The organism is Williamsoniiplasma lucivorax ATCC 49196 (genome assembly GCF_000518285.1).
GTDB lineage: Bacteria > Bacillota_I > Bacilli_A > Mycoplasmatales > Mycoplasmataceae > Williamsoniiplasma > Williamsoniiplasma lucivorax.
In genome coordinates this window covers 21,331-32,605 of the sequence record NZ_JADH01000016.1, presented here as the reverse complement: position 1 = coordinate 32,605, position 11,275 = coordinate 21,331, and the positions used below count along the sequence as shown (strand labels likewise).

Here is an 11,275-nt window from a genome sequence, read left to right as displayed (position 1 = left end):
ACTATTGTCATAATATTTTGTTTCATAGAGTTCTTTTATTTCATTTTTTTGCAAACTGGTAATTTTATTTGACGGAATTTTGCCACGATTTTTATGGGCAAAACCATCAATGCCTTCTTTTCGGAAAATGGCTAATTTACGGTAAAGTTGGCGTTCAGAAACACCGCTTCTTCTAATTGCTAATTTTAATGGTATTTTATTTTGTTCAAAATCTTTTATAACTTTGTATATTTCTTTTTCTTTCATGTTAAGTTTTGCACCTTTCATGATTTATCACCTCGTTATTATTTTACTGACAAAATCGAGTGATAAATACTTATGACATAATCGTATGATAATCACATAAAGCAATTAATATCAAAAGAATTTTGATCCACTAATTAAAAAATATGTTATTATTAATTTTGTAACTAAATACATAAAAAAGACTTATTCAGAACCACCGAAAGAAACAACTTTATGAAGTGGTAGCAACCCAGTTAGATGGGTGCTTAAATTAAGGGTTAATACCGTCAATGAGCCAACATCTCAAAGTATTAATATTAATTTAATCGCGTCTTTTTAGAAGCGATTTTTATTTAGTTCAAAAAGGAGAAAATATGAAAAAATTTTTTACAAGCGAAGCTGTTAGTGAAGGTCACCCAGATAAACTGTGTGACCAAATTAGTGATGCGATTTTAGATGCTTGTTTAACACAAGACCCATACTCACGTGTGGCTTGTGAAGTGTTTGTCACAGACAACTATATGGTAATTGGGGGAGAGATTACAACTAAAGCTGTTGTTGATTATGAAAAAACTGCTCGTAAAATTCTGAAAAAAGTTGGGTATGATGATGAAGAATTTGGTGTGCATTGAAAAACAATGCACATTGATGTCAAAATTAACACTCAATCCCCAGACATTGCGATGGGAGTTGATGGTGCAGAAATGGGAGCTGGTGATCAAGGGATTATGTTTGGTTATGCCAATAGTGAAACTAAAGAATATATGCCATTTGCCATTACGATTGCTAACGACTTAATGCACTTAGCATCAAAACTCAGAAAAAATGGTGCTTTCAAATGAGCTAAACCTGATATGAAATCACAAGTGACTTTAAATTACAGCAAAGCACATGAACCAAAAATTGATACAATTTTAATGTCTGTACAACATCATCCTGCTTATAATCAAGAGGAATTCAAAAAATTCATTAAAGAAGAAATTATGGATGTTGTCGCAACCAGACATCATTTAAATACTGATTTTAAAGTGTTAATTAACCCAACTGGTAAATTTACAATTGGTGGTCCTAAAGGAGATACTGGTTTAACTGGTAGAAAAATCATTGCCGATACTTATGGTGGTTATGGTCATCATGGCGGGGGAGCATTTTCAGGAAAAGATGCAACTAAAGTTGATCGCAGTGCTGCATATTATGCAAGATATGCAGCAAAAAATATTGTAGCAGCTGGTTTAGCTGATACAATTGAAATTCAATTAAGTTATGCAATTGGTAAAGCTAAACCAATTTCCATTTATTTTGATACTTTTCACACTAATCACGTTGCAGATGAATTGATTATGAATGCTTTAGAAAATGAGTTTGATTTCTCAGTTTCGCATATGCTAAATGCCTTAGAATTAAGAAAACCAGTTTTCTTAAAAACTGCGACATATGGTCATTTTGGTAAAGATCATTTACGTTGAGAAGAAACTGATAAAGTGGAACAATTAAAACTATATTTGGATAAGAAATTATCTAGTCCAAGCAATTATTAAAAGTCTAGGCATAAAATCGTATACAAAAAAAGAGGAAGAAAAAGACTAAGAAATTTAAAATTTCTTAAAGGAGTAAAATGAAATTAGAAGTAATTGCCACAAGCATTGAAGATATCAAACAAATTAATCAAAGTCAGGCTGATCGTATTGAGTTTTGTTTTGAATTAGAACGTGGGGGGTTAACCCCAAACCATCAAGCAATTAAAGAAGCTGGAGAAGTTTCAAAACTACCAGTTAATGTCATGTTAAGACCAAATGATTTTGGTTATGTCTATTCGGATCAAGATTTTACCCAAATGCTAGATGATGCTAAATTTATTGCAACTACTAAAGTGAATGGGGTTGTGATGGGATTTTTAACTCCAGACAACAAAATTGACAAACTACGTTTTAAACAAATTATTAATTTATTACCAGGTAAGCAAATTGTTTGTCATCGGGCTTTTCAAGAAGTTATTGACCAAATTCAAGGTTTAAAAGATTTACATGAGTTAGGTGTCGAAATTGTTTTAACATCAGGGAGAGAGAAGATTGATGAATCACTTGATTTATTAAAAACCTTAACTGAAACTAAATTAGTTATTATTCAAGCTGGTGGTGGTGTAGGTTTTGATAACATTCAAGCCATTAAACAAGTGGTCGATGATATTCATGTGGGTACTGCTATTCGTCAAACCAAATCATGAGATGCCCCAATTTCGATTGCTAAAATTAATCAAATGAAAGCATTATTAAATTAAAAGAATATACAAAAACAGAGATATCATATCTCTGTTTTTGTTAATTAAAATCTTGTTTCTGATTGATTATTATCTTGCTTATTTTCTAAATCAATTGCATTTGAACTTGGTTCATCTTTATTCAAAATTAGGTAAATTCCATAAATCATACCAATAAAGAAACAGAACAATGCCAAATACTTAATGTAGTGTTTTCATTTCAAAGCATAACGTTGTATTAAATAAATGCTTAAACCACTGATGAATCCAATCGAATTTAGAGTTAAAAAGAAAATTATGATGATTTGATTGGTTGAATCTAAATTGCGGGATAATAATCCTAGTATGTTCAAAATTAATGCAAAAGTAGTATATAAAAGATGGAGATTAATTATAAAAGATAAATCAATACTTTTTTTTAGTTTATCTTTCGGAAAAATAGGAACTAAAGATTTATTTTTTCAATTTATTTTTTTATGAATTAAATATAATATTAAATAAATTGCTGTAACTACCAATAAAATACAACCAATGATAGTAAATCAGATTTGTGCCAAGAGGATCCCCACCACAATTAAGAGTGGTGAAATGATTAAAGCTTCAATTATTATTGTTAATAATATTGCACCCAATATTGTAATGCCAAATTTATTCACAGTGTTTTTTTTGAATTGTATTTGATTTGCAGCATATTTTTCAGCTTCTTCTTGATTGCAAAATTCATAAACCCCATAAAACACGCCAAATATTCCACCCATTAAAGCAAAATATTTTGTGTATTTTTGAAAACGATGATCACTTAAATGTGTAACTAAAGCACCAATTCCACTAATAGTTTCTAATAAACCAATTATTAATCATATAACAACTAGTGCTAATAGAATGTAATAAGCTTGAGTTGTTTGCACTTGTGGGAAAGCAATGCCAGTCATTATCAAAACCCTTACAATTCCAATTCAAATTCCACCAATGTAATAACTCATTAAATTTAATAAAAACATATTTTTATACACTTTGGGTTTTTTATGCGGAAAGATATATTGAGATATTTTTCATTTGATTATATCTTTTTGATACAAAATAAAACCTGTCAAATATATGATTCCCAAAGTCAGAAAAATACTAAATTCCAATGTGATTTCTCATCCAAATCCGCCAGGCAACAACCCCGCTATAATCATAAAGATGCATGCAACCATAGAATTGGTAACAAAACTAATTCAGCAAGCACCTAATACAGTAATTCCTTTTTTATTCATAAATTATTCCTATCTTAATTTGATCCTCAACCCATATAAGGAATTATTCCAAAAAAACCAATTCAAATACCATTACCATCATTATTTTTTTCAAAAATTCAAGCATTAGCTTGTAAAAATGCTATTACTACACCAAGAAACACTGGGGATCAAGAAAAAATTTTTGAAAGCAAACTTGATATATTTGCAACAGCTTTGCTTGCGGCTTCCAAAATATCTCCAGTTGCACCTATGGCATCACTATTTGTTGAACCAAAGAAATTAGCAATATCTTTTGATGCTTGATCATTAAAACATAATTTTCATCACCCGAATCAATATCACTTAGCTTCAGTTCAAACTTGTCACCCATCAAATATTCTATTAGTTAATTGTTGTTTAACAATTTGTGAATCATTTAAATATAGTGAAACATCAATTTTATCCATGCTTTTGTAATAATTTTGTGATTGTAATTGTTTTAATATATTATTTGAAAATAAATCTTTATCTAACTTATCAATGTTAATTCCTAAAAATAAATTATTTTCATCAATAATCAATGCAGACATATAATTTTGATATGCTTCTTGTTGTTGAGCAATTGTAAGGTTGTTATGTCAATCTTCAAATTCTTGAATTTTGCTTTCTATTTTATTTCCCTTGTGATCAATTTGTTTTTTTGTTGTAAGAGAGACATTGTTTTTTTGTGATATCACATCATGTTTTGTATAAGCAACTGTAGTAACGGCACTAGAACCAACTATTGCCAAGCTGCCCAAGATGATTAATAATTTTTTCATATTATTAAAACTCCTTCCATACATAAATACACAAGTTATTTCCATTTTTTTCCATTTTAAGTGCATTTACACTAATGTTTTATTCTTTTTTAAATAAAAAACAACAAATTTATTGTATTTAATAAAAATGATATGCAAAAAAACTTATAAGTGCTTGAAAGTACTTTTTGGATATGAGTTAGTTCATTTTTTAAGCTTTTTTTTGATAAAATCATAAATAGTAATATTTTTATTGCTTTAGTATTTGTTATTTAACAAAAAGATTTATAGCAGTCAAAATTCAACTGACAATGCCTTTAATTTAACATTTTAAAATAATCTTTCATGCCTTTTATATCTCAACTCATAATATAATATTAATGTTATGAAAATAAAAATTATTGGAGCTGGATTGGCTGGATGTGAAGCTGCATATCAATTAGCAGAACATGGATTTGAAGTGGAACTTTATGAATGCAAAACCATTACTAAAAATCCGATTCAAAAACTAGATGCTTTTGCCGAACTAGTTTGTTCTAATACTTTAAGATCAAAATCTTTAAAAAATGCTGTGGGGATTTTAAAAGCAGAAATGCAAATGTTCAATTCTTTAATTATTCAAGCCGCATATGCAACTTGTATTCCAAGTGATGATGCATTAGCTGTTGATCGTGAACAATTTGCTAATTATATTACCACTCAAATCCAAAATCATCCTAAAATTAACATTATCAACAAAGAAGTGGATTTTGTTGATGATGTTCATGATTTGACTTTAATTACCACTGGTCCATTAACAAGTGAGGCCATGAAAAAAGAAATCGAACGTTTAATCGGTAAACAAAAATTGTTTTATTTAGATGCATCAGCTCCCATTATTGAAAAAAATAGTATTGATTTTTCACAAGTGTATAAAGCATCAAGACATAATCAAAAACAAGGTGATTATATTTGTCTGCCATTAAACGAAACTGAGTTCAATCATTTTGTTGAAGCATTACAAAATGCCGAAACTGTGCAAACGAAAGAATTTGAAAAAGAAATTTATTTTAAAGGATGTCAACCAATTGAAGTGATGGCTAAAGAAAGTAAAAAGATTTTATTAAATGGACCAATGTCACCCAATCATTTAATCAAACCAGATGGTAGTACACCTTATGCAGTTGTCCAATTAAGACAAGATGATGCGATTGATAGTTTATATAATTTTGTTGGTTTTCAAACGAACTTAAAATGACCAGAACAACAAAGAGTCTTATCGACATTACCCGGATTAGCTAATTTAAAAATTGTGAGATATGGTGTGATGCATAAAAACTATTATATTAATTCTCCGAAAATTTTAAATAATAAACTCCAAGTGATGCGTCGTAAAAATGTTTTTTTTGCTGGGCAAATCACTGGAGTTGAAGGATATGTAGAATCAAGTGTGAGTGGGATTATTGCTAGTTTAGGGATTATCGCCTCAGTGATGCATCAAAAGTTACCTAAAATGTCTTCTTCTACAGTAATGGGGGCATTACATAATTATGTAACAAATGAAAAAATTAAACAATTAAAACCAATGAAAGCTAATCTTGGTATTATGAAAAAAGATTTTAATGAAGCACTTGGTGAAAGTTATTATTCTAAATCTCAAGATGAAATGAAAAAATATTTAAACTCAATAAAAAATATTATTGAGTTTAAAATTAAATAAGAGGTATGTCATGGAAATTATTAAATTAAAACCTTTCTTCTCAGAAAAATTATGAGGAGGAGATGGTTTAAAAAAGATGGGATTTGATATCCCGTTAAATCAAAAAATTGGTGAAGCTTGAATTATTTCTGCCCATGAAAATGGAATGAGTTTTTTAACAACGGGAAAATTTAAAGATCAATCATTAAAAAGTGTTTTTGAAGCTCATCGTCATTTATTTGGTGATTATCAAGGGGAATTTCCATTATTAGTGAAAATTATTACTCCCAATGATTATTTATCTGTGCAAGTGCATCCAGATGATGCTTATGCATTAAAAAAACACCATTGTTTAGGTAAACCTGAATCTTGATTGGTTTTAGATGCTCCTCAGGATGCACATTTAATTTATGGTCATCATGCTCAAACAAGAGCAGAACTAGAAATGATGGTTGCCAACAACCAATGAGATCAATTATTAAAAAAAGTTGCTGTGCAACCAGGAGATTTCTTATATGTTGAACCTGGGAAAATTCATGCAATTACTCCAGATGTTGTTGTTTGTGAAGTGCAAAGATCAAGTGATATTACTTATCGATTTTATGATTATGATCGTCTTGATGCTAATGGGCATCCTCGTCGATTAGATCTGGAAGATTCAATTAATTGCACTTTAATTCCAGATTCTCCAGATCAAATTGTTAGACAGCAAACTGGGCAAATTTTTTCAAGTACTTATTTTTCAATTAATATTTGAGATACCACCACCACTCCAAAATTGGTGTTAAATGAAACTCCATATTGGTTGCAATTCACTATTTTAACTGGTAGTGGTGCAATTAATGGTCAAGCATTTAAAGCTGGGGAATCAGCTATTAGCTTAGGTGAAATCCAAGATATTCAAGCAGCGGGAGAGATGAAAATCTTAGTTTCTTGAATCAAAAAGTAGCATAATGCTACTTTTTGTATTTTTCATTTTATTTAATACTTTAAAAAAATTAAAAATACCCTATAATATTAAAGTTAATTTAAAAAACAGAAAATGAGAACAATGAAACAGAAAAAAACTTTTAACTTTAAAAAACTTACCCGCAAGATGTCTAATGATGAAATCAAAACAGAAATTCAACAATTAGAACAAGTTGATTACACACCTTTATATAGTAAAGATGTGGCATATCATAATTATGGATACATCCATACTTTTAGAGTAATTTCCGATGGATTACGTTTAAGTTGAATTAAACAATTCTTTGGTGGGTTATTAGCCGGAATTTGAATTGGGGTGGCTTATACAGCTGTATTGTATGCCACATATAAAATGGGTAATCCTTCAATCACCAAATTATTAACTGGAGCTTTATTTGCTGGAGTGATTTTATTAATTTCTTTTTTGGGTGGTGGATTTGTCACTGCACATATGTGATATAACCGGACAATGTTCCGAAGAGTTGAAAAATGATCAATCTTTTTAAAGGCTTGTATGTTTGTTTATCTAGGAAACATTCTGGGTATTGCTATTTTTATTGGGATTTTATTTTTATCTGGTGCTTTCAGTACGAATGATGCTTTATTTGTTTTTGCTTATAAAAGTTTTGGTTTAGATAAAATTTATAGTGTGGGAACCGCACTTGTTAATGGCGATGCTGTTACTAGCGTGGAAGTTTGAAAAACTATTTCATGAGTGTTCTTTAGTGCGATTTTATGTAACTTTTTAATTTGTTTAGCAACTCAAGGTGCTAAATCAACTAAGGGAAATACAGTTGCCTCAATGATTATGTATCTTGTTGTTTTATTTTTCTTTGCCATTGGGGGTTATCAACATTGTGTTGCTAATTGATATGGAGCTTGAATTCTAGTCATTGGTGCATTGTCACCAAGTGACCATCGGGAAATCACTTCACAAACTGCACTATTGTTTATTGCTTTAAATATTCTTCCAGCCATTCTTGGAAACTTTGTTGGTGCTTTAATTATCGGAACTTTCATGGGGTTCTTTAATAAAGATTATGATGATCTTTTAATTAAAGAAGCAAGATTAAGATTTTTAAATGAAACATTAGCTGTTCGTGAAAATCCAAACTTCTTAAATAATCAAAATAATGATGACCAGTATACACCTTGGTATAAACGTTCAAGTAAAAAAACTAAACAAAAACCATTGCCAAGTCGCAAAGATATTTTCAATTAAAAACACCATTATCAAGATAAAAATTCCAACTTAGAATGCAATTTTCATTCTAAGTTTTTTTTAATACAGATTAATATACAAAAGTTCACATAAATTCACTTTTAAAAACGCAATTACAATATAATTTTATCATTTTTATCCTTAACAAAATTTGAGCTGATTGAAACATTTATTTTTTTTATTACTTATGTAGTGATTCCTTTTTCGGGACACCTATATTTTACAACATCGATATTCTGTTATTATTGTAAAAGTTGCAATAGTGCGTCAAATTCAAAGCATACTCTTCTAAACTACGGTAAACATAGTTTTCTTTTAAAGCTTCGCGCTTCATTGTACTTCAAAAACCTTCGATATAACCATTATCAGTTGACTTAGCAACTCTAGACATACTTGGGATTAGATCGAAGTAAGTTAACATTAGACGATATTGATAAGACTTAAATTCTGATCCGTTATCTGAATGGATAATTGAATTAGGTTTGAATACTCCAAATTCATCAACCATTTTTAGAAATGATGCTTCCACTAATTTTATGCCTTTGTATGTTCTACTCACAAGACCATAAACCTTCTTTTCTTTAATATTGTAAAACGCACATGTGTATCATTTTTGACCACCAAGTTTTACTTCAGTGATATCAACTGCAAACACATCACCAAATCTTGAAAGATCCATGTTCGGTTTAATAATTTGTTCATACTTGCCTTCTTTTTCAGGAACTGGGGGTTTTTCTTTTTTAGGTGGGTGGTAATTATTTGGTATTAAATCACGAAATTTCATGTATCTAAGGGCTTTTTTAGCACTTATTCCTAATTCTTCAGCAATTCTTTTAGACCCATAAGTTTCACCACTTTTTCTAAAAACATCTTCAATAGTCAGAAGTAGCTCATAATCTAGACAACGGTTTTGAGGTTTATTTTCTTGAATCCAACGATAATAAACAGTTTTAGATAATCCGATTCATTGGCATAATTTACGAATTGCAAACTGTTTATTTGTTGCATAAAATTTTGTGGTCGCTAAACATTTAGCAATATTTAGCTCCCACTTATTTACTTTTTTTTATCAATTTCTCGCTTTAAAAGAAGAAGTAATTCCTTTTGGGCATTTTGTTCCAAAATGATTTGTTCTAATTTTTTTACTTTTTTTCCAGTTCTTTAATTCTCTGGTTTTCGACTTTATCAGTTCCGCTTAAACCACTTGACCCAAATTGATCATATTGTTTGCATCATCTTGCAAATGCTTGATATGAAATATCGTATGGAACTACAAAATTTTGCATTTTTAAATTAGAATTTTTGAATTCTAAAATCATATTTTCTTTTTCTCTCTGACTATATTGTCTTGCCATAATAAAATCCTCTTTCTTTACATATAATCTTACAACCACTTTGTTGTGATTTTGATTATGTGTCCCGAAAAAGGATTAACTACATTTTTTATTACTTATCACAATTATTTTGTTATGTTAACGATATTTTTTCAATTTTGATTTTATTTTGATTTAAAATTAATATGTGGTTAACCACTATCAAAAAATGATTAAAAATATAAATTTTTAAATTGTTGATGTATTTGTAAACAATCAATCATTATTTGCATCCATACTTTTATAATCAAATTTAAATAATTGACATTTCAATTTATGTTAAAAGTAGTACACCGAAATCATAAATATCCTAGATTATACCAAGCTAGAACTTTTTTGATAAATAAACCTTAACTAGCAGGATATGAGAAATTATTTAATTTCTCGAATTCATATGAAGATTATTAAACAAAATAAATAATGTTTTAAAAAAAGTTTTGTTTTTTCAAAACAAAACAGGAAGAAAAAATCTTATGAAAACATTAATTAGCATTTTGGCTACCTTAGCACTTTCCTCATCTGTGGTAACAAGTTTTGCACATTCAACACCAAAACACGTCCAAATTCAAAATAAAAAAATACAAATGATAAATAAAGAAAGTGATATAAAAGAATTATCTATAGGAATAAAAAATATTAATCAATTAATTGAAAATGTTGATTTGACTCAACACACAATTAAAGAATTGATTATAAATCTTTTTAATAATATTAAAGAACAAATTAATAAAAATCATATTAATTTAGGAATATTGCTAACTAATCAACACAATGATGTATCAAAAAATCAAATAGAAAATATAAATAAAAAAGAACTACTGAATTATATTGAAGTGGCAAAAAAGGAATCTATACAAATTTTAAATGAAATTAATAGTAAAGGTATTCCGTTCAATGAAGTGGTTTCTTATTTAAGAAACCATTCAAGTTCTTTTAATAAAAATTATCAATTGGAAAGTACTGAGTTTATAAATAAAACATTAAAACAAAATATATTAATTCCAAAAAGTTTAAGTTTTAGAGCAATCAGCAATCAAGAGCTGCTTCAAAGATTGAAAACAGCAAAAGTGGCTTTAATTACAACATCTAGTGTAGCAGCCATTGCGGCCGCTGGTTTCACTGCTGCAGCAATATTTTCTATCGGGTTAACAGTGCCATTTGCTATTGGATCAACAGCATTAAGCGCAGCTGCAGGAGTTGCTGCATCCGGAATAGGGGTTGCTATAAATAATTTGGAAAATAACCCTTCAGCAAATTCCAAAGAAATTGTTTCAATTGTTGCTAATGTTTTAAAAATTTTAAAAATTTTTACAGGGGTTGCTGCGACCACATCAATATTTGTCCCAGCAGCTTCTGCAGCACTAGCTGTTGTAACTGCTTTGATAGCATGATTGGAGTACGCTATCAAATAAAAATACCAATTAAGGAGATGATATAGTGATTTGAGTTTTAATAATTGAGTCTTTAAGAAAATTATGAAAATCTAAAAAAGATTTATTGATAATTTAATAATAACTTAATTTTTAAAATA

Annotated in this window: 10 protein-coding genes and 1 pseudogene; 6 read left to right on the top strand and 5 right to left on the bottom strand. The window is 29.1% G+C overall.

All coding sequences use genetic code 4. The features are described from left to right. A pseudogene (locus P695_RS0104355) lies at positions 1-267 on the bottom strand (leucine zipper domain-containing protein); the annotation flags it as partial. Positions 268-599: 332 nt separating this feature from the next. On the opposite strand from P695_RS0104355, the gene metK reads away from it, so the two are divergent. Further along, positions 600-1,763, top strand: coding sequence for a methionine adenosyltransferase (gene metK, locus P695_RS0104350; RefSeq protein ID WP_028127019.1), 1,164 nt, complete (start codon positions 600-602; stop codon positions 1,761-1,763). Between the two features lie 77 nt (positions 1,764-1,840). Beyond that, positions 1,841-2,503, top strand: coding sequence for a copper homeostasis protein CutC (locus P695_RS05635; RefSeq protein ID WP_051437392.1), 663 nt, complete (start codon positions 1,841-1,843; stop codon positions 2,501-2,503). A gap of 44 nt (positions 2,504-2,547) precedes the next feature. On the opposite strand, the gene P695_RS0104340 is transcribed toward P695_RS05635, so the two are convergent. Together P695_RS0104340 and P695_RS0104335 are read right to left on the bottom strand one after the other, a co-directional pair. Further along, positions 2,548-3,741, bottom strand: a complete 1,194-nt coding sequence (locus P695_RS0104340) for a hypothetical protein (RefSeq protein WP_028127018.1) — start codon at positions 3,739-3,741, stop codon at positions 2,548-2,550. 14 nt (positions 3,742-3,755) lie between these two features. Beyond that, entirely contained in the window at positions 3,756-4,523 is a 768-nt protein-coding gene (locus P695_RS0104335; RefSeq protein WP_028127017.1) for a hypothetical protein, read from the bottom strand. A gap of 364 nt (positions 4,524-4,887) precedes the next feature. Here P695_RS0104335 and trmFO point away from each other — a divergent pair, with 364 nt between their 5' ends. The 3 genes from trmFO to P695_RS0104320 all read left to right on the top strand — a co-directional run bounded on the left by trmFO (position 4,888) and on the right by P695_RS0104320 (position 8,371). Then, complete coding sequence (trmFO, locus tag P695_RS0104330) at positions 4,888-6,201, top strand: methylenetetrahydrofolate--tRNA-(uracil(54)-C(5))-methyltransferase (FADH(2)-oxidizing) TrmFO (protein WP_211227799.1); 1,314 nt, start codon at positions 4,888-4,890, stop codon at positions 6,199-6,201. Between the two features lie 10 nt (positions 6,202-6,211). After that, positions 6,212-7,129: a type I phosphomannose isomerase catalytic subunit gene (locus P695_RS0104325; RefSeq protein WP_028127015.1), complete on the top strand. Its 918-nt coding sequence runs from the start codon at positions 6,212-6,214 to the stop codon at positions 7,127-7,129. Positions 7,130-7,231: 102 nt separating this feature from the next. Beyond that, positions 7,232-8,371 carry a formate/nitrite transporter family protein gene (locus P695_RS0104320; protein ID WP_028127014.1) on the top strand — a complete coding sequence of 380 codons (1,140 nt, stop codon included), beginning with the start codon at positions 7,232-7,234 and terminating at the stop codon, positions 8,369-8,371. A 220-nt stretch (positions 8,372-8,591) separates the two neighbouring features. Here the strand turns inward: P695_RS0104320 and P695_RS0104315 are convergent, their stop codons facing one another. After that, positions 8,592-9,155 (bottom strand): integrase core domain-containing protein, encoded by a 564-nt coding sequence (locus P695_RS0104315; RefSeq protein WP_028127013.1) that lies wholly within the window; start codon positions 9,153-9,155, stop codon positions 8,592-8,594. 358 nt (positions 9,156-9,513) lie between these two features. Next, positions 9,514-9,726, bottom strand: a complete 213-nt coding sequence (locus P695_RS0104310; protein ID WP_028127012.1) for a hypothetical protein — start codon at positions 9,724-9,726, stop codon at positions 9,514-9,516. A gap of 491 nt (positions 9,727-10,217) precedes the next feature. On the opposite strand from P695_RS0104310, the gene P695_RS0104305 reads away from it, so the two are divergent. Next, on the top strand, positions 10,218-11,156 hold the full coding sequence (locus P695_RS0104305) for a hypothetical protein (protein WP_028127011.1): 939 nt from the start codon (positions 10,218-10,220) through the stop codon (positions 11,154-11,156). Positions 11,157-11,275 lie beyond the last annotated feature (119 nt).